The sequence below is a fragment of the Bradyrhizobium sp. CCGB20 genome, from assembly GCF_024199855.1.
In the GTDB taxonomy this organism is placed as follows: Bacteria; Pseudomonadota; Alphaproteobacteria; order Rhizobiales; family Xanthobacteraceae; genus Bradyrhizobium.
Map to the genome: position 1 here is coordinate 9,079,547 of NZ_JANADN010000001.1, position 21,832 is coordinate 9,101,378.

Below are 21,832 nucleotides of genomic sequence, written 5' to 3' on the forward strand. Positions count from 1 at the left end.
CTACGCGCGATCGACCCTCCCCCTCCAGGGGAGGGTGACAGTTCCGTCTGATCTGGCGCCTACCACGCGTAGCGCACGACGCCCTTGCCAGCGTAGGAGCGGGTGACGTTCGAGAACTCGCCCTCGAAGGTCGCCGACGCGGACCAGCCGTTCATCCAGTTCATCTGCACCGACGCCGTGGTCAATGCGGAATCGCGCGCCAGCGCCGCACCGTTCACGACGAAGGCCGATCCCGGCAGCGTCTGGAACACCGCACCGACAGTGCGGTCCGGATTGTAATCATGCGCCCAGGCGACGCGGCCACGCAGGGTCATCAGGCCGCCGGCCGCGGCGAATGACTTGTCCGCGCGCAGGCCGAGCTCGGTCCGGGTGCTGGTCACGTCCTTGGCGGCGTAGTTGAGTGCAAAGGTGTTGTTGCCGACCACCGCGAACTCCGAATAATTCGGCAGGCTGAACATGGTGGCCTGGGCCGCAGCATACGGTGTCAGGCCAATCCACTGCGTGGCGTAACGATAACCGCCCTCGATGCGGCCCGAGAACGCGTTGGCGTTGAACTGCGCACGCAGCTGATCGACGCCGGCGGCCGTGACGATGCGGTTGGTCGTGACGTCCTGCCAGCCATAGGCCAGCGCCGCCGTGATATAGGCCGGGCCCATCGTGTGACGCACGAAGGCGCCGGCCTGGAACAGGTCGGAGCGGCCCCAGCCGAGCCCGTTGACATTGAAGCCCGTGCCGCCGCCGGCCAGCGCAAAGCCCGCGATCGTCGACGGCGAGAAGCGATAGTCGAGACCGACGGCCGTGCCATAGACGCTGCTGCTGGTGTTGTTCGAACCAAGGGCGGCATTGCCGTCAGTGGTCTGCGAGCCGCCATAGCCAGCCGCCCAGACGTTCCAGCGCTGCTCGAACGACGCAGCCGGCGCCTTGCGGTAGATCGAAGCGAAGGCATCGCGCGTGGTCTTGTCACGCGCGCCTTTACCGGTCGCGGCATAGGCATTCGCGCTCGCCTCATCCGCATAGGGCGTCGCACCGGGCGCACCGCTGCGCCCAGAGCCAAACACGTCGGTCAACAGGCCAAGGAACAGGTTCATCGCGTCGAACGTCGTCTGCTGCGATCCCGTTGCCGATTCGCCCGAGGCCTGCGTCAGGCCGGCCGGCGAGAGATTGGCGAGCGCCACGGGAAGGCTGCCGGTGCTGTTGAACACGTTCGTCAGCACGTTGGCGACGTTCTGCTGATTGACGTTGAGGCCGCCGCCATAGCCCAGCGCAAGGTCGAGGTAAACGTCATTGAGACCGTAGCTCAGCGTCGCCTTCAGATTGGACGACAGGCCTGCGACGACGGGATTGAACGTATCGGGCAACGTCCCCGCATTCAAGATCGTGTAGTGCTTCGCGATGGAGCCGGTCGGAACGACGACGACGGTCGCGCCGCCGAGCGTCGCCGTGCCTGTCACCACCGTGAGGCCGTTGCTGGCGCCCGAGATCTGCACCATGTAGCTCGACGCGCTGGTGAACGAGAGGTCGCCGGACACGGTGAGCGTCCCGGTCGGATTTCCCGGCGCCAGCGTGCCGCCATTGACGGTGGTCGTGCCGACCGTGCCGACGCCGCCAAAGGTGCCGCCCGTGGCAACGGTCACGGTGCCGTTGATGGTGCCGGCGAGCATGAGCGTGCCGCCGAGCACGTTCCAATCCTGATTGCCGTTGCCGGTCACGGTCCAGGTCGAGCTGTCGACCTTGTTGAAGGTCGAGAAGCCGTCGTACTGAAGGCCGGTCCCGATCTGGTCGAGATTGAACGTATCCTTGCCGGTGCCGCCAAGCTGGAACGTGTCGGTTCCCGATGCAAACACCTGGCCCTTGATGACGCTGCCGGGGCCAAGCGTGAGCGTGTTGGAGCCGCAGCCGCAGAGGTCGATCGCAATGGCACCGGACGCACTGGCGTCGATGGTGCCCGAGTTGAAGACGCTGCCTCCACTCACCAGGATGCCTGTGCCGCCTGCGCCGACGGTGATGGTGCCGGTATTGACGATCTGGTTCGTTGTCGAGAACGCGCTTACGTCCATACCGACGCCTGATGCGCCGACGGTGATCGTGCCGCTGTTGGTGACAATGTTGGAATCACCGAACACGATGATGCCTTCGACAGCATCCGCGCCCGTGATCCGTCCGCTATTGGTGATCGTGGAGGACGAGCCGTTATAGGCAACGCCCGCACCGGCCAAGCCGACATTAATCGTGCCACTTTGGCTGAGCGTGGCCCTGTCGCCCTGCATCGAAATGCCGGCCGATCCACTACCGCCCACGTTGATCGTGCCGGCGTTGGTGACTTTCGAATCATCGCCCTGCACGGCAATGCCGACGGCAAGATCGCCAGCCGTGATCGTGCCAAAATTGCTGGCGGTCTGGAAGTCGCCCTGCATGAAGATGCCGGCGGCGTTCTGCCCGACCGTGATCGTGCCGGTGGCGGTGTTGGCGACCGTGTTGTTGGCGGTGATCGCCATAATGCCGCCGGAGAAGCCGGTGGAATCGCCAACCGTGATCGCGCCGGCATTGGTGACGGTCGCGCCGCCGAACACGAAGATCCCGGACGAATTGTCGACCCCGGTGATCGTACCCGTCGCGGCGTTGGTGATCGTGTTGTTCTGGGCTGCGAAGATGCCTACGCCCGACGCGCCGATCGACAATGCGCCGCTGTTGGTGACGGTGTTGCTGTTGCCGACCGAGATCGCGGCACCGCTGTCGCCCGTCGTGATGGTTCCGGCATTGGTGATGACGTTGTGGTCGATCGCCTGGATGCCGAGGCCGTTGTCGAGCACCGTGATGGTGCTGTTGTTGGTCACGGAGTTGGAATTTCCAACGGCAATGCCGGTGAGGCCCGAGCCCGCCGACACGGTCCCGTTGTTGGTAACGGTATTGGAATCGTTGACGCCGATCGCGACCGCGCCGTTGTCGTTCACGGTCGCGCCGGACAGCACGTTGACATTGAGGCTGTCCACGCCAACCCCGGCCTGAAAACCGTCGGCGTCGGTGCCGCTACAGGTGACAGTCTGGCCGCTCGTGGCCGGATCTGGCGCGCAGGCCGCGCTGGCCGGCGTCGCGCTGAGGCTCAATCCCAGACAGAGCGCAGATGCGCCGACGAGCAACGCGACAGCGCACCGGCGCAGTCGACCCTGCCGCCTCGATGGCCCCTCGCCCCTCAACGTCACGCTCCCCGTTCCCGCCAGTTCCGCGGGGAACTTAGGCCATGAGGGGGCTCCGTAGAACTACGACGGCACCGGAATGCGTCCGTTTGCCCCACAACCGGGGCAGAATCCGGCCGTGATGTTGCAACCGCGCCACGGTTTAAGGGGCCGAATTCCCATTTCGCGCATGAAGCGGCTCGCTCCGGCGACCGCAATTGCTCAGTAATTGCTGGGCGCCGCCTCGTTCGGGATGCCGTCGATCGGACATTCCGCGGTTCCCGGCGTCGAGCGGGTCATCGCCTCGACCATGTCGCGCGTCCCTTCCGGATCGGCGATCCAGTTCTTGTAGAAGTCATAGGGGCACGCCGCGACGCCGCGCGGGCTCTCGCCGGAATTGATCATGCCGGTGTAGCCGCGGTGGACCAGCTTGTAGAGATGGTTCTGCGACTGGCCGTTGCGGCGCGCATCGCGGATCAGATTCTTCGACAGCTGCGCATATTGGATGCCGTACTCCTCCTCGCCGCACTCGCCGAGCGTACGGCCATCGAAGCCGATGATCGCGGAGTGACCGAAATAGGAATAGACGCCGTCGAAGCCGGCGGCGTTGGCAACCGCGACATAGACGTTGTTGGCCCATGCCATCGCCTTGGAGATCATGACCTGCTGCTCCTTGGCCGGATACATGTAGCCCTGGCAGCGTACGATCAGCTCGGCCCCCTTCATGGCGCAGTCGCGCCAGATCTCCGGAAAGTTGCCGTCGTCGCAGATGATCAGGCTGACCTTCATCCCCTTCGGGCCGTCGGAGACATAGGTGCAATTGCCGGGATACCAGCCCTCGATCGGCACCCATGGCATGATCTTGCGGTACTTCTGCACGATCTCGCCCTTGTCGTTCATCAGGATCAGGGTGTTGTAGGGCGCCTTGTGCGGATGCTCCTCGTGGCGCTCGCCGGTCAGCGAGAACACGCCCCACACTTTGGCCTTGCGGCAGGCCTCGGCGAAGATCGCGGTCTCCTCACCGGGCACCGCCGAGGCGGTCTCGTACATCTCCTTGGAGTCGTACATGATGCCTTGCGTGGAGTATTCCGGGAAGATCACGAGGTCCATGCCGGGCAGGCCGGCCTTCATGCCCACCAGCATGTCGGCGATCTTGCGGGCGTTATCGAGCACCTCGGCCTTGGTGTGCAGGCGGGGCATCTTGTAATTGACCACTGCGACGCCGACGGTGTCGTTGCTGCTGGAAATGTCACCGTGAAGCATGTTGAGCGCTCCTGTCTTTTATTCGTTTGAGGTCATCGCGTGCGTTATTCGCGCATGATCTTGCCGGAAAACCGCTGCACACTTTTCCGGATCATGCGTTAGTGGCTGATCATCCAGGGGCGTGCGGTCGGAAAGCCCTTGGCGCCGCTCCTGGTCTTGGTCACCAGCCGCGCCGGCTTCTTGCGGTCTGACGTGCTCTTGTCCTTCACGGTCTTGCCCGACGAGCAGCAGCCGCAGCCGGGGCCGTGCGAGGCCTTGTATTGCGCGAGTGTCTGCGGCGCGTGCGTGCTGCGCTCGTTGACGGCATGGGCCTTGCGTTTTTCGGCCGGCATGCAGAAGAAGTTCGGCGCGGTCAGGATGACGCGCGGCGCCATCGTCTCGCAATGCGGGCAGCTTTGCGGATCGTCGCATTCGGCCATCGGCCTGAGGTCCTTGAACGGACCGCAATCGTCACAGAGATATTCATAGACCGGCATCTTGTATCCCTTCGCGCTGATGTCCGCTTCACCTCTCCCCGCTTGCGGGGAGAGGTCGGATCGCTCTTGCGATCCGGGTGAGGGGGTACAGGAGCCGCGACCACCTCGCGTGTGGAGAGAGGCCCCTCACCCCGACCCTCTCCCCGTAAGAACGGGGAGAGGGAGAGCAGCGTCATTTGTCCGGCGAGATCGGCATCTGGATATCGCCGGTGATGTGCTTGATCGGCCCCGCCGCCGACGGCATCACGTCGAAGTCGAAGATCTCCGTCGGCAGCCACAGCGTGGCGCAGGCATTGGGCACGTCGACCACGCCGGAGATGTGGCCCTGGCACGGCGCGGTGCCGAGGATCGAATAGGCCTGGGCACCGGAGTAGCCGAACTTCTTCAGATACTCGATCGCGTTGAGGCAGGCCTGACGATAGGCGATGTGGACGTCGAGATAGTGCTGTTTGCCGGCCTCGTCGACCGAGATGCCTTCGAAGATCAGATAGTCCTTGTAGTTCGGCGTGATCGGCGACGGCTTGAAGATCGGGTTCTTGATGCCGTACTTCGCCATGCCGTCCTTGATCACCTCGACCTTCAGATGCAGCCAGCCGGCCATCTCGATGGCGCCGCAGAAGGTGATCTCACCGTCGCCCTGACTGAAGTGCAGGTCGCCCATCGACAGACCCGCGCCCGGCACATAGACCGGGAAGTAGATCTTCGAGCCGCGCGACAGGTCCTTGATGTCGCAATTGCCACCATGTTCGCGCGGCGGCACCGTGCGCGCACCTTCCGCGCCGATCTTGGCCTTGACGTCGCCCTTGGCGCGGCCGCCATGAGCGGTCGGCGCGAACGGCGGGTTGGCCAAACCAGGCACGCGGGTCGGGTTGGTCGAGATCAGCTCGGCCTCGCGCTTGTTCCAGGTCTCCAGCATCTTCGGATCGGGCAGACAGCCGATCAGGCCGGGATGGATCAGGCCGGCAAAATTCACGCCGGGGACGTGACGCGACGAGGTGTAGAGACCCTTGATGTCCCAGATCGACTTCTGCGCCAGCGGGAAATGGTCGGTGAGAAAGCCGCCGCCGTTCTGCTTGGAGAAGAAGCCGTTGAAGCCCCACAGGCTTTCCTTGAGCGGGCCGACGTCGAGCAGGTCGACGACCAGCAGATCGCCCGGCTCGGCGCCCTTGACGCCGATCGGACCGGACAAGAAGTGCACGATCGACAGGTCGATGTCGCGCACGTCGTCGGCGGAGTCGTTGTTCTTGATGAAGCCGCCGGTCCAGTCATAGGTCTCGATGATGAAGTCGTCGCCGGGATTGACCCAGGCAACGATCGGGATGTCGGGGTGCCAGCGGTTGTGCACCATGTCATTTTCGTAAGCCGACTTGGTGAGATCGACCTTGATCAGTGTCTCTGGCATCGAGATGCTCCCCTTTTACACGGTTGGTTAGACGGACAGATATTTCGAGACCTGCGCGGCATCGACGGCATCGCGCGGATCGTCGCGGACGATCTCGCCGTTCTCGATCACCAGCACGCGGTCGGCGATATCGAGTGCGAAACTGAGAACCTGTTCGGACACGACGATTGACAGCCCCTTTTCGTCGCGGATGCGCTTCAGGGTGCGCGCCATGTCCTTGATGATCGACGGCTGGATGCCTTCGGTCGGCTCGTCCAGCAGCAGAACCTTCGGCTTGGTCGCGAGCGCGCGAGCGATCGCGAGCTGCTGCTGCTGGCCGCCGGAGAGATTGCCGCCGCGGCGGCCCTTCATCTCCAGCAGCACCGGAAAGAGCTCATAGATATCGCCGGGCACCTCGGAGCCGCCGGAGACGACGAGCCCCGTTTCGATGTTCTCCTTCACCGTCATGGTGGAGAAGATCATGCGGCCCTGCGGCACATAGGCGAGGCCCTTGGCGACGCGCTCATAACTTGGCAGCCCGCCGAGTTCGGCTCCGTCCATCGTCACCGAGCCGCTTTTTGCCGGCAGGATGCCCATCAGCGACTTCATCAGCGTGGTCTTGCCCATGCCGTTGCGGCCCATGATCGCCACGATCTCGTTGGGCGCGACCTTGACGTTGAGCCCGTGCAGCACCTCGCTCTGGCCGTAGGCGACGTGAAGATCTGAGATTGCGAGCATCGAGAATCTCCTCAGTGGCCCAAATAAACTTCGACGACCTTGGGGTCGTTCTTCACCTTCTCCATGGTGCCCTCCGAGAGGATCTGGCCCTGGTGAAGCACGGTGACCTTGTGCGCGATATCCTCGACGAACTTCATGTCGTGCTCGATCACCAGCACCGAACGATTCTTGATGATCCGGTTGAGGAGCTCGGCGGTCTTGGCGCGCTCCGACACGCTCATGCCGGCGACGGGCTCGTCCAGCATCAGCAAATCGGGATCCTGGATCAGCAGCATGCCGATCTCGAGCCACTGCTTCTGGCCGTGACTGAGCAGGTCGGCGTTCACGTTGAGCCGGTCTTTCAGGAAGATCATCTCGGCGACTTCGTGCACCCGGTCGCGCACGGCGGCGTCGCGGGTGAAGGTCAGCGCACCGAACACCGAGCGTCCGCGCGGATAGGAGATCTCCAGATTCTCGAACACCGTGAGATCGTCGTAGATCGACGGGTTTTGGAACTTGCGGCCGACCCCGGTCTTGACGATCTCGTTCTCCCGCATCCGCGTCAGCTCCTTGCCGCGGAACTGGATCGAGCCCGACGTCGCTTTGGTCTTGCCGCAGATCAGGTCGAGAACGGTGGTCTTGCCGGCGCCGTTGGGGCCGATGATGACGCGGATCTCGTTCTCGTCGACATAGAAGGAGAGATCGTTGACCGCCTTGAACCCGTCGAACGACACGGTCAGCGCCTCGACGGCGAGCAGAAATTCCTTGGGCTGATGACCGACGAGCATGATCTATCTCCTCACTGCCAGCGTGGCATCGGCATCGTGGTGACCTACGAGCATGATGATCTCCTCACTCCGCCGGGGCGCCGTCGGCGACCGAGCTGTCGGTCCAGCCGTCAGGTTTCGATTTGCGCGATGAGATCAGGCGATCGATGCGCGGCTGCACGTAATCGCCCCAGATCCCGGCAAGACCGTTCGGGAAGGCAAGGACCACGGCGATGAACAAGCCGCCGAGGCCAAATAGCCACAATTCTGGGAAGGTTTCCGACAGGCTGGTCTTGGCGAAATTGACCAGCAGCGTGCCGTAGACTGCGCCGAGGATCGACAACCGGCCGCCGACCGCGGTGTAGATCACCATTTCGATCGACGGCACGATGCCGACGAAGGACGGTGACATGAAGCCGACGTTGAGCGCGAACATGGCGCCGCCGATCGCAGCGAACACGGCGGCGATGCAGAAGGCGAAGATCTTGAAATTCGCAACGCTGTAGCCGGAGAAGCGAACGCGGTCCTCCTTCTCCCGCATCGCGACCAGGATGCGCCCGAGCTTGGAGTGCCGGACGAACTGCGCGATCATGATGCAGGCGAACAGGCATCCGACCTCGAAGAAGTACAGCACGATCTTGGCGTGGTCGGGCCGGATGTCCCAGCCCTTCAACGTCCGCAGGTCGGTCATGCCGTTGATACCGCCGGTGTAGCCCTGCTGTCCCACGATCAGGATGGTCAGGATGGCTGCGACCGCCTGGGTGATGATGGCGAAGTAGGTGCCGCCGACCCGGCGCTTGAACATCGCGGTGCCGATGATGAGAGCGAAGATGCCGGGCACGAGGATGATGGCGGCGATCGTGAAGGTGAGGCTGCTGAACGGCTTCCAGAACAGCGGCAGCGCGGTGATCTGATTCCAGTCCATGAAATCGGGAATGCCGGGTGTCGACTGGATCTTGGTATTCTCCACGCTCGAGGCCTCGAGCTTGAGGAACATCGCCATGCAGTAGCCGCCGAGCCCGAAGAACACGCCTTGGCCGAGACTGAGAATGCCGCCGTAGCCCCAGCAGATCACCAGGCCGAGTGCGACGAAGGCATAGGTCAGATACTTGGCGACCAGATTGAGCCTGAAGACATCCAGCGTGAGTGGAAGGATCACCACCAGGAAGACCGCGAGCAGCAGAATTCCGATGAGCTCCGATCGATTGAAGAACCGATTGTCGGTCATTGCATCAGCCCCAGTTTCTCACTTGCGGACCTTGAGGGCGAACAGCCCTTGCGGCCGCAGCATCAGGATTCCGACAACGGCGAGCAGCGTCAGCACTTTCGCCATCGAGCCCGACATGAAGAACTCGAGGGTGGATTGCGTCTGCGAAATCGAGAAGGCCGAGGCGATGGTGCCGATCAGGCTCGCGGCGCCGCCGAACACGACCACCAGGAACGTATCGACGATGTAGAGCTGTCCGGAGGTTGGCCCGGTGGAGCCGATCATCGTGAACGCGCTGCCGGCGACGCCGGCGATGCCGCAACCGAGACCGAAGGTGTAGCGATCGACCTTTTCGGTGTTGATGCCGACCGCGCCGGCCATGATGCGGTTCTGCACGACGGCGCGAACCTGGCGGCCCCAGCGAGACTTGTACATGACATAGGCGACGCCGATGGTGATCAGCACGGTGAGGCACATCACGAAGACGCCGTTGATCGGCACCTCGATGCTGTCGGTGACGTGCAGCGAGCCGAGCATCCATTGCGGCAGCTCGACGCCGACCTCGCGCGCGCCGAACACGGAACGATAGGCCTGCTGCAGCATCAGGCTGAGGCCCCAGGTCGCCAGCAGCGTGTCGAGCGGGCGTTTGTAGAGATGCCGTATCAGCACCCACTCCACCAGCATTCCCAGCGCGCCGGATGCGACGAAGGCCAGGATCATCGCGAGGAAGAAGTAGCCGCTGAACAAGCTCGGCAAATAGGACTGGAAGAAGTTCGAGGTCATCGAGGTGACGTAAGCCCCGAGGATCATGAACTCGCCATGGGCCATGTTGATGACGCCCATCTGGCCGAAGATGATCGCAAGCCCGAGCGCCATCAGGACGTAGACCGAGAACAGGATCAGTCCCGCAAAACCCTGCATGACGAAGATGGAGCCAAGATCACCAAGCGAGTAGTCGCCGAACATCGATGTCCTCCGTCGGGGAAAGGGTCCCCGCGTCGCGAGCAGGTTCGCGACGCGGGGGTCTTGGGCGTGGATTTGCGGTCCACGCCAGGGAGCGGTTTTGCCTTTTGGGAAACGGCGCCGAACGCCGCGTCTCTTACTGGTAACCCTTCGGGAACGGATCCGGCTCGACGAGATCGGCGGTCTCGTAGATCAGCTCGAACTGACCATCGAGCTTGGCGCGTCCCACCCGGGTCTTGGACCAGAGATGATGGTTCTCGTGGATGCGGACGTAGCCTTCCGGCGCGCCCTTGAACTCGACGCCCGGCGAAGCCGCCGCGATCTTGTCGATGTCGAAGGAACCGGCCTTCTCGACCGTCAACTTCCACAGCCACGGGCCGAGATAGGCAGCCTGGGTGACGTCTCCGATCACGGTCTTTTCGCCCCACATCTTCTTGAACGCGGGCACGAACGCCTTGTTGTTCGGATTGTCGAGCGACTGGAAGTACTTCATGCAGGCATAGGCGCCCGCGATGTTCTCGCCGCCGATGCCGTCGATCTCGTCTTCGGTCACCGAGATCGTCAGCAGCGCCTGCTTGGAGAGATCGATGCCGGCGGCCTTGAGCTGCTTGTAGAACGCGACGTTCGAGCCGCCGACGACGTCGGTGAAGATCACGTCGGGTTTGGTCAGCTTGATCTTGTTGATGACCGAGTTGAACTGGGTGTTGCCGAGCGGATAATACTCCTCGCCGACGACCTTGCCTTTCAGCACGTTCTCGACGTGCTTGCGCGCGATCTTGTTCGAGGTGCGGGGCCAGATGTAGTCGGAGCCGATGAAGAAGAAGGATTTTGCACCCTTCTCCTTCGCGATCCAGTTCAGGCCGGCGAGGATCTGCTGGGTCGCTTCCTGGCCGGTGTAGATCACGTTCTTGGACTGCTCGAGGCCCTCATAGAAGGTCGGGTAATAGAGCATGCCGTTGTACTGCTCCATGACCGGCAGCACCGCCTTGCGCGATGCCGAGGTCCAGCAGCCCATGATCGCCGCGACCTTGTCGTTGACGAGCAGCTTCTTGGCTTTTTCGGCGAAGGTCGGCCAGTCGCTGGCGCCGTCTTCCTGGATGAACTTGATCTTGCGCCCGAGCACGCCGCCCATGGCGTTGATCTGCTCGATGGCGAGCTTTTCGGCTTCGATCGAGCCGGTTTCGGAGATCGCCATGGTGCCGGTCGCCGAGTGCAGGATGCCGACCGTCACCTCGGTGTCGGTGACCGCCAGACCCGTGGTGTTGACCGCCGAGGTTGCCGGGGCCTGCGCAAAAGACGCCCGCGGCAGCATCGTGATAGCGGGCACGGCGGCCATTCCCATCAATAGTTTGCGCCGGAGCGGCGACAACAGGCCTTTGTTGGCTTCGTCTGACATGAGCACCCCACTTCTTGTTCGAGGACACGCGATTGGTGCCGTGAGGATGGCTCGAATTTGTGCAGCGCAAGCATACGCAAGATTGCGTATACTGCACCGCAAAATACCGACGTAGGCTTTTGGTACGGGATTTGCGAGGAGCGCCGGGTCTGTATCGGGAGTGGGGTTAGTGGCAGGGCGGCAGCGAATAGACCGCGTCAGGCGCCAGTACAATCAATGGGTCGCCAACCAGACGCTGGAAGACTACGCGCTGCGCTTCACCGCCAAGAGCGCGCGCCGCTGGTCTGCCGCCCGCGTCGCCAACACCGCCCTCGGCGCCATCTCCTTTCTGGCACTGGAAGCGATCGGCGGCACCATCACGCTGAACTACGGCGTCACCAACGCCAGCGCCGCGATCCTGGTCGTCTCCGCCATCATCTTCTTCTGCGGCGTGCCGATTGCCTATTACGCAGCCAAATGCGGCATCGATATTGATCTGCTCACCCGCGGCGCCGGCTTCGGCTATATCGGCTCGACCGTCACGTCACTGATCTATGCCTCCTTCACCTTCATCTTCTTCGCCATCGAGGCGGTGATCCTGGCCACCGCGCTGGAGATGTGCTTCGGCATCCCACGCCCGATCGGCTACCTCATCAGCGCGGTGGCGATCATCCCGCTCGTCACCTATGGCATCACGCTGATCAGCCGCTTCCAGCTCTGGACGCAGCCGATCTGGATCATCCTGCACATCCTGCCCTTTGCCGCGATCGCCTGGGCCAACCCCTACTCGTTCACGGAGTGGCGCAAGTTCGCCGGCGAGCATGGCGACGCGAGCGGCCAGTTCGACCTGCTGTTGTTCGGCGTCGCATCATCCGTGGTGTTCTCGCTGGTGGCGCAGATCGGCGAGCAGGTCGACTTCCTCAGGTTTCTGCCGCGCGACCGCCGCACGTCGCGGACGTCGTGGTGGATCGCCCTGCTGATCGCGGGCCCCGGCTGGATCATCTTCGGCGCGCTGAAATTGTTGCTGGGCTCCTTTCTCGCCTTCTTTGCGCTGAGCCACGGCCTCTCGGGCGAACTGGCAGCCGAGCCCGCGCACATGTATCTCGAGGCGTTTCGCTACGTGCTGTCGCAGCCGGACCTGGCGCTGGCGCTCACCGGCATGTTCGTCATCCTGTCGCAGCTCAAGATCAACGTCACCAACGCCTATGCCGGCTCGATCGCCTGGTCGAACTTCTTCTCGCGCCTGACGCATAGCCATCCCGGCCGGGTCGTCTGGCTGGTGTTCAACGTGATGGTGGCTCTGCTCTTGATGGAGATTGGCGTCTACAAGGCGCTGGAGCAGACGCTGGCGCTCTACTCCAATGTCGCGATCGCCTGGGTCGGGGCACTCGTGTCCGATCTCGTCGTCAACAAGCCGCTTGGGCTACGTCCACCGCAGATGGAGTTCAAGCGCGCGCATCTCTACGACATCAACCCGGTCGGCGTCGGCGCCATGACGATCGCGACCATCGTCTCGATCGCGGCGTTCTACGGCCTGTTCGGCCCAACCATGAAAGCGCTCGCGGCCTTCGTCGCGCTGACGGTCGCCTTCGTCACCGCGCCAGTCATCGCCTGGCTGACCGACGGAAAATACTACATTGCGCGCAAGCCGAAGAGGAGCTGGGCCAATATCGAGGCGATCCAGTGCTGTATCTGCGAGCACAGCTTCGAGCCGGAGGACACCACCTCCTGCCCCGCCTATGCCGGCCCGATCTGCTCGCTGTGCTGCTCGCTCGATGCACGCTGCCACGACCTCTGCAAGCCGCATGCGCGGGCGCAGGTGCAGTTCGCCGAAGCGCTCGGCAGAATCTTGCCGCAGCCGATCTATCAGCGGATCAACTCGCAGTTCGGCCACTATATCGGCGTGTTCGTGGTCTCCGCCGGCCTCGTCGCGCTGGTGCTGGGACTGATTTATCTGCAGACCTCGGCGAGCGTGCCCGGCGAGAATTCGCTCGTCTCGAACGTGCTCTGGAAGGTGTTCTTCTCGCTCAGCATCATCATCGGCGTGGTGGCCTGGCTGTTCGTGCTGGCGCAGCAGAGCCGCCGCGCCGCCGAGGCCGAGACGCGGCGGCAGACCGCGCTTCTGATCCAGGAGATCGACGCGCACAAGCGCACCGACGCCGAGCTCCAGCGCGCCAAGGAAGTCGCCGAATCCGCCAACCTCGCCAAGAGCCGCTACGTGGTGGGCCTGAGCCACGAGCTGCGCTCGCCGCTGAACGCCATCAGCGGCTATGCGCAGCTGCTGGAGCAGGACGCGACGCTCAGCACCAAGCCGCGCGACCAGGTCCGCGTGGTTCGCCGCAGCGCCGATCACCTCTCCGGCCTGATCGACGGCATCCTGGATATCTCCAAGATCGAGGCGGGGCGGCTGTATCTCTCGCGCGACGAGGTGCGCTTGAGCGAATTCCTCGACCAGCTCGTCGGCATGTTCCGTCTCCAGGCCGCAGCCAAAGGCATCGACTTCGTGTTCAGGCGGCCGGCGCATTTGCCGGTCGTGGTCTTTGCCGACGAGAAGCGGCTGCGGCAGGTGCTGATCAATTTGCTCTCCAACGCGATCAAGTTCACCCAGACCGGCAGCGTGCAGTTCGTCGTGCACTATCGCAGCCCCGTCGCCGAGTTCGAAGTGATCGACACCGGCCCCGGCATCCAGGGCGACGACCTCGAACGCATCTTTGCGCCCTTCGAGCGCGGCGCGCTCGGCGTCTCGCAGCCGCAGACCGGCACCGGGCTGGGCCTGACCATCAGCCGGCTGCTCGCCGGCGTCATGGGCGGCGACATCAAGGTCTTGAGCACGGTCGGCGCCGGGAGCACCTTCAAGGTCAAGATCCTGCTGTCGGAAGTCACCAATCCGCAGCGCATCGCGCCGGTGGAGGCGCCGATCTCCGGCTATCACGGCGCACGCAAGACCATCCTCATCACCGACGACGACCCCGTCCATCGCGACCTCCTGCGCGAGGTGCTGACCCCGCTCGGCTTCATCCTGCTCAGCGCCACCGACGGCCCGGGATGCCTGGCGCTGGCGCAGCATTGCCGGCCCGATCTATTCCTGCTCGACATCTCCATGCCGGGCATGGCCGGCTGGGCGGTGGCGGAGGCCTTGCGCACGAGCGGCCATCACCAGGCGCGGATCCTGATGGTGTCGGCGAGCGCGCTGGAGGCCCACGGCACGCCGCTGGCACAGCCCTTCCACGACGGCTATCTGATGAAGCCGATCGACATCCCACGGCTGCTGGAGACGATACGCCAGCTCCTCAGGATCGAATGGCAATACGGCTCGGACGAGATCGCGGTGCCGTTCTGGCGGCCGGAGAGCGGATCAAGGCCACCGGTGCGACACATCGAGGCGCTGATCGGGCTCGGCCAGATCGGCTACGTTAAGGGCATCCAGTTGAAGCTGGACGAGATCGGCAGCGAGCACCCCGAGCATGCCGATTTCGTCGCGGAAATGCGGTCGCTGGTCGACCGCTTCGATCTCGACCGGTACATGGCCACATTGAAGACGTTGCATGCGCATGAGCATTGAATCGAGGAAGCGCGATGTCGCGCTCGTTGTCGATGACTCCCCGGAGACGCTACGGCTGCTCACCGATGCGCTCGACGGCGCCGGGATGACGGTGATGGTGGCCCTCGACGGCGCGGCCGCGATGCGCATCGTCGACCAGATCACGCCCGACATTGTGCTGCTTGACGCTGTGATGCCCGGCATGGACGGATTCGAGACCTGCCGCCGGCTCAAGCGCGATGCGGGCGTTGCCAACGTGCCCGTGATCTTCATGACGGGCCTTGCCGAAACCGAGCACATCGTGCGCGGACTGGAGGCCGGCGGCGTCGACTACGTGACAAAACCGATCGTGATCGAGGAGATGCTGGCGCGCATCCGTGTCCATCTCGGCAATGCCCGCCTGACCCAGAGCGCGCGCGCCGCGCTCGACGTCTCCGGCCGCTTCCTGTTCGCGGTCAACCGCCAGGGCAACATTCTTTGGGCGACCCCGCAGGCGCAGAAGCTGCTGTCCGATCATTACGGCGCGCAGACCGAAGACTTCGTCCTGCCGCCATCACTCCTGCAATGGCTGGAGCAGGCGAAGGGCAAGGGCAGCGCGAAGTCGCAAGCGGCTTCCCTGCCCGACAATCCGCAACTGCGGCTCTATTACATGGGCGAAACCGCGCCGAACGAGTTTCTGCTGCGGCTGTCCAGGGAATCCGGCACATCGCTGCCGGCCGAATTCACCAGCGAGCTCGGCCTCACCACCCGCGAAGGCGAGGTACTGGCCTGGCTCAGCAAGGGCAAGACAAACCGCGACATCGCGCAGATTCTGGGCTTGAGCCCGCGCACGGTCGACAAGCATCTGGAGCAGATCTACGCCAAGCTCGGCGTTGAGAACCGGACCGCGGCGGCAGCGATCGCGACGAATGCGACGAGAAGGAATTCGTAGTCGTTACGTTAGTGAGTTGGGACGCCGTACGCCCCACAAGCGGTGTCGTCCCGGACAAGCGAAGCGCAGATCCGGGACCCATAACCACAGGGAGACGTTTGGCGAAGACTAGTCGTGGTGGGATGTCCACCGCACGCAATCGATAGATCACGCGGTATGAGTCCCTGCGTTCGCAGGGACGACAGCGGAGTTTGGGGCAACCACTGCCGCCCCTCACTCCGGCAACCCATTACCCGTAAACAAACGCCCCGTCATCCAGATCCGTCTTCGGGATCTCGTCCTTCTCGGTCCAGTAGTCCTGGCTGTGCTGCCATTCCGGCTTGTCGCCGCGCTTGGGGAGCAGGTCCATGTTGCGCATCATGTAACCGGGGTTGAAGTTTTCCGGATCGATCCAGGGCAGGATCGGCATGTTGTGGTCTTCGGCGCGCAGCTTGACCTCGACCTTCCTTGTGCCCTTGGCCTTCATGTGTCCGAGCAGCCGGCAGACGAAGTCGGCGACAAGATCGACGCGCAGCGTCCAGCTGGCGCGGAAATAGCCGAACACCCACACCATGTTCGGCACGCCCGTGAACATCATGCCGCGATAGGTCACGGTGTCGCCGAAGGCGAGCGGCTTGCCATCGATCTCGAAGGCGATGTCGCCGAGCGCCGCGAGATTGAAGCCGGTCGCGGTGACGATGATATCAGCTTCAAGCAGCTTGCCGGATTTGAGCTGGATGCCGTTCTCGACGAAACACTCGATCTCGTCGGTGACGACGGAGGCCTTGCCGCTGGCGATGCCTTTGAACAGATCGGCATCCGGCACGAAGGCGATGCGCTGCCGCCATGGCCGGTATGTCGGCGTGAAATGCGTCTCGACGTCGTAGTCCGGGCCGAGCACCGCGCTGATCTGGCCGATCAGCTCCTTCTTCACCTGCTCCGGCTTGGATAGGCAGAGCTTGGTGAACGCGTCCTGCTCGAACAGAATCTTGCGGCGGACGATCTCGTGGATCCATTGCTCGTCGACCTGGAGCCGGCGCAGTTCCTCCGCGATCTCGATAGCGTTGCGGCCGAGGCGGAAATAGGTCGGCGAGCGCTGCAGCATGGTGACATGCGCGCATTCGTCGGCGATGTTCGGCACCAGCGTCGCCGCCGTCGCACCGGAGCCGATCACGACGACCTTCTTGTTCGCAAGGTCGATATCGTCAGGCCAAGTCTGCGGGTGGACGATGCGGCCCTTGAAGCGGTCCGTGCCCTTCCATTCCGGCGTGTAGCCTTCCGAATGACGGTAATAGCCCTGGCACATCCAGAGGAAGTTTGCAGTGAAGGTCTTGGGCTCTCCGGTGTCCGTCGTCATCGCTTCGATGGTCCAGAGATTCTGCTCGCTCGACCAGCTCGCCGAATTGATCTTGTGCTTGTAGCGAATGTGCTTCGCGAGATCGTTGTCGTCGATCACCTCGTTCATGTAGGTGAGGATTTCTTCGGCGGTCGCGATCGGCGGTCCGACCCAGGGCTTGAAGCTATAGCCGAAAGTGTGGAGGTCGCTGTCCGAACGAATTCCGGGATAGCGATGCGTGGTCCAGGTTCCGCCGAACGTCGCCTGCGTTTCGAGAATGACAAAGCTCGCGCCCGGAAGCTGCTTTGTCATGTGGTAGGCACTGCCTATGCCGGAGATGCCGGCACCGACGATCAGCACGTCGAAATGTTCAGAGGCCTGCTTGGCCGTGGCGTGACTGCGAACAGCGACATTCATTGTTGCTTCTTGCCTTGCTTGCTTTTGTGGCCGCCCTTGATTGGGCGACGCGTTTCCTCCGCGACGGGCATGGTCGCCCATCGCGCTTCCCTGTTAAAATGACATAGATCAATTCGCGATCAAAGCGCCGCGCCCCAGCTTCGCGCAGTCTGCAAGATCCAGTCGCGATAGAGCGTGAGTGGCGTGACGCCGGTCAATCCGCCACAGCCGGCGGCGTTGTTCGGCCCGGTCGACCAGCTGATGAGGCCGACGAGTACGGCACCGTTCGGCTTGTCCTCGAACACGGGGCCGCCAGAATCACCCGTGCAGGCGCCGATTCCATCGCGAACACCGTTAGTTACGGGATCCACCAAGCGGATCTGGAGCGTGCCGGGCTGGCCCGTGGCGATGAGGCCGGCAACGCGCGTCGCGCCGCCGCTCTTGCCGTCGCCGCGCACGGTGACGCCGATACCGGCAATGACGAAGCGGCTGCCGACCTGGATCGGAATATTCGGCGCGCCGACCGACACCGTCGATTTTCCCTTGAGTGGAATTTCCAGTTGCAGCAATGCCACGTCCGCGGTGGCGCGGTGCGCTTGCATTGCCTGCATGTTGAAGTTGGGATGGATCGCGACGGTGCGGACATTCAGCAATTGCGGCTGACCGTCGGCGCCGCGATCGACGATCTTGTAGTCGGCCCCTGATGGCACGCAGTGGGCAACGGTGAGCACGAGTTTCGGCGCGATCAGGGTGCCGGTGCAGAAATTGCCGCGCGATCCCACGATGGTGACGACGGCGCGCGCGACACCATCCGCCTGCGGCGTGCCGCCGCCGACGATGGCGTGCGCGGGCGTGGCGAGCAGCAGCGCAGTTGTGACGAAGGTTGCAAGCTTTTTCATGGGAACACGCTTTGGCGGCAGCATCGGTGACGGCGGGGATTGCTTCGGACTGGCCCTTGCCGATAGCGCATGCTAGCGCTCTTGGAAAGGAATTGACGAGGGCAGGATAGTGGCGATCGAGGCTGTGATCTTTGATTTTGGCGGCGTGCTGACGAGTTCGCCGTTCGAGGCGTTCGCGCGGTTCGAGACCGAGCGCGGCCTGCCGATCGACATCATCCGGCGCACCAACGCCGCCAATCACCTCGAAAACGCCTGGGCCAAGTTCGAGCGCGCCGAGGTCGATATCGAAACCTTCGACAAGCTGTTCGCGGAGGAATCGCGCGCGCTCGGCGCCGAGGTGCGCGGCCGCGAGGTGCTGCCGCTGCTTCAGGGCGATTTGCGCCCCGAGATGGTCGAGGCCCTGAAGCGCATCAAGGCGCAATTCAAGACCGGCTGCATCACCAACAATCTGCCGGCCAATGCGATCGGCAGCATGACCGGGCGCTCGCTCTACATCGCCGAGGTCATGGTGCTGTTCGACCACGTCATCGAGTCCGCCAAGATCGGCCTGCGCAAGCCCGACCCGCGCATCTACAAGATGATGGTGGAGACGCTGAAGGTCGATCCCAGGAACTGCGTTTACCTCGACGATCTCGGCGTCAATCTAAAACCCGCGCGCGAGATGGGCATGACGACGATCAAGGTCGCCAGCGGCGCCCAGGCGATCAGGGAGCTCGAGGCGGCGACGGGGTTGAAGCTGACATAGTTCACCAGTGCTGTAGGGTGGGCAAAGCGAAGCGTGCCCACCACAAGCATATGGTGGGCACAGCGCTTCTGCGCCTTTGCCCACCCTACGAGAGCCTACTTCGCGGCGGCAGCGATCCGCTCCGGAAATGCCGCTGCCAGCGAAGCACGGTCCGGCTTCAGCACGCCGCGCTCGGTGATGAGGCCGGTGACGAGACGCGCCGGCGTCACATCGAACGCGTAATTCGCAACCGGCGAGCCCTCCGGCACGATCCGTACCGTCTCCAGTCGTCCATCCGCGGTGCGGCCGGTCATGTCGGTCACTTCCGTGCCGCTGCGCTGCTCGATCGGAATGTCGCAGATGCCGTCATTGACGGCGAAATCGATCGTCGGCGACGGCAGCGCGACGTAGAACGGCACGCCGTTGTCATGCGCGGCAAGCGCCTTCAGATAGGTGCCGATCTTGTTGCAGACGTCGCCATTGGCCGCGACGCGGTCGGTGCCGACGATGGCGAGATCGACCATGCCGTGCTGCATCAAATGCCCGCCAGTGTTGTCGGGAATCACGGTGTGCGGCACCCCGTGATGGCCGAGCTCCCAGGCGGTCAGCGAGGCGCCCTGGTTGCGCGGACGGGTCTCGTCGACCCAGACATGGATCTTGATCCCGCGCTCATGCGCGAGATAGATCGGCGCCGTCGCCGTGCCCCAGTCGACGGTGGCAAGCCAGCCGGCATTGCAATGGGTCAGCACGTTGACCGTCTCGCCCGGCTTCTTCGCCGCAATCGCCTCGATCAGCCTCAAACCGTTGCCGGCAATGCCGCGGTTGATCTCGACGTCCTGCTCGACAATCTCGTCGGCGCGCGCATAGGCCGCTTCAGCTCGTTCGAGCGGATCGACCGGTGTGAGCGCCGTGCGCATCTCGTCCAGGGCCCATTTCAGATTGATCGCCGTCGGCCGCGCCACGATCAGCGTCTCATAGGCACGCTTCAGGCCGGTATCCGAGGAATCCTCGCGCATGGCGAGCGCCATGCCATAGGCCGCGGTTGCACCGATCAGCGGGGCGCCGCGCACCAGCATGTCGCGGATCGCGACCGCCGCGTCTTCGCATGACGTCAGACGCGCGACGACGAACTCATGCGGCAGCCTGCGCTGGTCGATCGCTCCGACCGACCAGCCATCACGCTCACGCCAGATGCTGCGGAAATGCTTGCCGTCGACCTTCATGGCATTCTGCCTTCTCGTCCTTCGCCTTGCGTCTCAACCGCGCAGGATGCGCCCGGCCACCGCATCGAGCTTCTTCAGAAGCTCGGGATCGCGCGCCTCGGGCGCCGTGATCAGCGCGGTGTCGAGCGCGCGGTCCGAACCGATCGGGCACGGCTCGTGCTCGCGCGGAAAGTCCTTCGCCAGCCGTGCCACCAGCGCCTTCGCCTTGTCGGCGTTCGAGGTCAGCACGCGGATGATGTCCTGCACGGTGACGGCGTCGTGATCGGGATGCCAGCAGTCGAAATCGGTCACCATCGCGACGGTGGCGTAGCAGATCTCGGCTTCACGTGCGAGCTTCGCCTCGGGCATGTTGGTCATGCCGATCACGGAATAGCCCAGCGTCTTGTAGGTCATGCTCTCCGCATAGGTGGAGAATTGCGGTCCCTCCATGCAGACATAGGTGCCGCCGCGCGCAAACGCGATGCCCTCGGCTTCAGCTGCAGCCGCAAGATGGATGCGCAGCCGCGGCGAGACCGGGTGCGCCATCGACACATGCGCGACGCAGCCCCGGCCGAAGAACGAGCTCTCGCGCTTGTGGGTGCGATCGACGAACTGGTCGACGAGAACGAAGGTGCCGGGCGGCAGTTCCTCCTTGAAGGAGCCGCAGGCCGACAGCGAGATCAGGTCGGTGACCCCGGCCCGCTTCAAGACGTCGATATTGGCGCGATAATTGATGTCGGAGGGCGACAGCCGGTGGCCCTTGTCGTGCCGCGGCAGGAACACGATCGGCAGGCCGGCGATGGAGCCGCGCCGCAGAGGGGCCGACGGCTCGCCCCAGGGGCTCTTGATCACCTCTTCGCGCGCGCCTTCGAGGCCCGGCAGGTCGTAGATGCCGGAGCCGCCGATGATGCCCAATACCGCCTGCGTCATGCCCGCTCCACCCTGTCAGCTACCCGCGACATGGTTAAGCTATGCCAGTTTTGCGGCGGTTTTGGAACGGGGGTGGTGGGGTGATGCCGGTGGTGTGAGGGGCGCGAGACTGCGCCTCATACTCGGTGTCGTCCCCGCGAACGCGGGGACCCATAGCCACAGGCGGCGGTTTGGCAAAGACTCGAAGTTCGGTACTGCGACCTTCAACGATCGATGGATTCCGCGGTATTGGTCCCTGCGTTCGCAGGGACGACACCGGGAAGGTAGTGGCGCGTGACTTAAGCTGCGGTCGCCAGCTGCAGTTGGGTCGCGACCATGCGCTCCAGCGTCGCGACCGACTGGAAATTCTCCGGCGTGATCTCGGACTGCGGGATGGTGAAATCGAATTCGGCTTCGACGCCGAGCATCAGGTTGACCATGTCCATCGAGGTCAGGCCGGCGTCGACGAGCTTCGTCGAAGGCGTAATCTCGGCGGTGAGCGAATTCTGCTCAAGGATGCCCTTCACCAGCTTGATGATGCGATTACGCAATTCGGTATCGAAGGCCTGCATCGGAAAATTCCCATCTGTCCA

17 protein-coding genes are annotated in these 21,832 nt (G+C 63.5%); 3 read left to right on the forward strand and 14 right to left on the reverse strand.

All coding sequences use genetic code 11. The annotated features are described in order from the left end of the window. Window positions 1–59: 59 nt before the first annotated feature. From NLM15_RS42775 to urtA, 9 genes are all read right to left on the reverse strand, one after another. Window positions 60–3,194 (reverse strand): autotransporter domain-containing protein, encoded by a 3,135-nt coding sequence (locus NLM15_RS42775; protein ID WP_256565988.1) that lies wholly within the window; start codon window positions 3,192–3,194, stop codon window positions 60–62. A gap of 201 nt (window positions 3,195–3,395) precedes the next feature. Then, window positions 3,396–4,436 (reverse strand): aliphatic amidase, encoded by a 1,041-nt coding sequence (locus tag NLM15_RS42780; protein ID WP_254123995.1) that lies wholly within the window; start codon window positions 4,434–4,436, stop codon window positions 3,396–3,398. A gap of 98 nt (window positions 4,437–4,534) precedes the next feature. After that, a complete protein-coding gene (locus NLM15_RS42785; protein WP_254123996.1) occupies window positions 4,535–4,912 on the reverse strand; it encodes a zinc ribbon domain-containing protein in 378 nt (125 codons plus the stop codon). A gap of 172 nt (window positions 4,913–5,084) precedes the next feature. Continuing rightward, window positions 5,085–6,314 carry a formamidase gene (gene fmdA, locus NLM15_RS42790; RefSeq protein ID WP_254123997.1) on the reverse strand — a complete coding sequence of 410 codons (1,230 nt, stop codon included), beginning with the start codon at window positions 6,312–6,314 and terminating at the stop codon, window positions 5,085–5,087. Window positions 6,315–6,341: 27 nt separating this feature from the next. Further along, on the reverse strand, window positions 6,342–7,031 hold the full coding sequence (gene urtE, locus NLM15_RS42795) for an urea ABC transporter ATP-binding subunit UrtE (protein ID WP_254123998.1): 690 nt from the start codon (window positions 7,029–7,031) through the stop codon (window positions 6,342–6,344). 11 nt (window positions 7,032–7,042) lie between these two features. Further along, window positions 7,043–7,798 carry an urea ABC transporter ATP-binding protein UrtD gene (urtD, locus tag NLM15_RS42800; RefSeq protein ID WP_007615920.1) on the reverse strand — a complete coding sequence of 252 codons (756 nt, stop codon included), beginning with the start codon at window positions 7,796–7,798 and terminating at the stop codon, window positions 7,043–7,045. Window positions 7,799–7,862: 64 nt separating this feature from the next. Beyond that, window positions 7,863–9,005, reverse strand: coding sequence for an urea ABC transporter permease subunit UrtC (urtC, locus tag NLM15_RS42805; protein ID WP_254123999.1), 1,143 nt, complete (start codon window positions 9,003–9,005; stop codon window positions 7,863–7,865). Between the two features lie 18 nt (window positions 9,006–9,023). Beyond that, a complete protein-coding gene (urtB, locus tag NLM15_RS42810) occupies window positions 9,024–9,950 on the reverse strand; it encodes an urea ABC transporter permease subunit UrtB (RefSeq protein ID WP_254124000.1) in 927 nt (308 codons plus the stop codon). 133 nt (window positions 9,951–10,083) lie between these two features. After that, complete coding sequence (gene urtA / locus NLM15_RS42815; protein WP_212487786.1) at window positions 10,084–11,343, reverse strand: urea ABC transporter substrate-binding protein; 1,260 nt, start codon at window positions 11,341–11,343, stop codon at window positions 10,084–10,086. 169 nt (window positions 11,344–11,512) lie between these two features. On the opposite strand from urtA, the gene NLM15_RS42820 reads away from it, so the two are divergent. Continuing rightward, window positions 11,513–14,884 (forward strand): ATP-binding protein, encoded by a 3,372-nt coding sequence (locus tag NLM15_RS42820; RefSeq protein WP_254124001.1) that lies wholly within the window; start codon window positions 11,513–11,515, stop codon window positions 14,882–14,884. After that, complete coding sequence (locus tag NLM15_RS42825) at window positions 14,868–15,794, forward strand: response regulator (protein WP_254124002.1); 927 nt, start codon at window positions 14,868–14,870, stop codon at window positions 15,792–15,794. The genes NLM15_RS42820 and NLM15_RS42825 overlap by 17 nt, the downstream gene beginning before the upstream one ends. A gap of 229 nt (window positions 15,795–16,023) precedes the next feature. Here the strand turns inward: NLM15_RS42825 and NLM15_RS42830 are convergent, their stop codons facing one another. Next, a complete protein-coding gene (locus NLM15_RS42830; protein ID WP_254124003.1) occupies window positions 16,024–17,526 on the reverse strand; it encodes an NAD(P)/FAD-dependent oxidoreductase in 1,503 nt (500 codons plus the stop codon). 119 nt (window positions 17,527–17,645) lie between these two features. Then, window positions 17,646–18,404 (reverse strand): trypsin-like serine protease, encoded by a 759-nt coding sequence (locus tag NLM15_RS42835; protein ID WP_254124004.1) that lies wholly within the window; start codon window positions 18,402–18,404, stop codon window positions 17,646–17,648. Window positions 18,405–18,513: 109 nt separating this feature from the next. On the opposite strand from NLM15_RS42835, the gene NLM15_RS42840 reads away from it, so the two are divergent. Next, window positions 18,514–19,149: an HAD-IA family hydrolase gene (locus NLM15_RS42840; RefSeq protein ID WP_254124005.1), complete on the forward strand. Its 636-nt coding sequence runs from the start codon at window positions 18,514–18,516 to the stop codon at window positions 19,147–19,149. Between the two features lie 95 nt (window positions 19,150–19,244). On the opposite strand, the gene mtnA is transcribed toward NLM15_RS42840, so the two are convergent. The 3 genes from mtnA to NLM15_RS42855 all read right to left on the reverse strand — a co-directional run bounded on the left by mtnA (window position 19,245) and on the right by NLM15_RS42855 (window position 21,811). Continuing rightward, window positions 19,245–20,351, reverse strand: a complete 1,107-nt coding sequence (mtnA, locus tag NLM15_RS42845; protein ID WP_254124006.1) for an S-methyl-5-thioribose-1-phosphate isomerase — start codon at window positions 20,349–20,351, stop codon at window positions 19,245–19,247. 33 nt (window positions 20,352–20,384) lie between these two features. Further along, on the reverse strand, window positions 20,385–21,260 hold the full coding sequence (locus tag NLM15_RS42850; protein WP_254124007.1) for an S-methyl-5'-thioadenosine phosphorylase: 876 nt from the start codon (window positions 21,258–21,260) through the stop codon (window positions 20,385–20,387). A gap of 278 nt (window positions 21,261–21,538) precedes the next feature. Next, window positions 21,539–21,811, reverse strand: a complete 273-nt coding sequence (locus NLM15_RS42855) for a phosphopantetheine-binding protein (protein ID WP_254124008.1) — start codon at window positions 21,809–21,811, stop codon at window positions 21,539–21,541. Window positions 21,812–21,832: the final 21 nt, after the last annotated feature.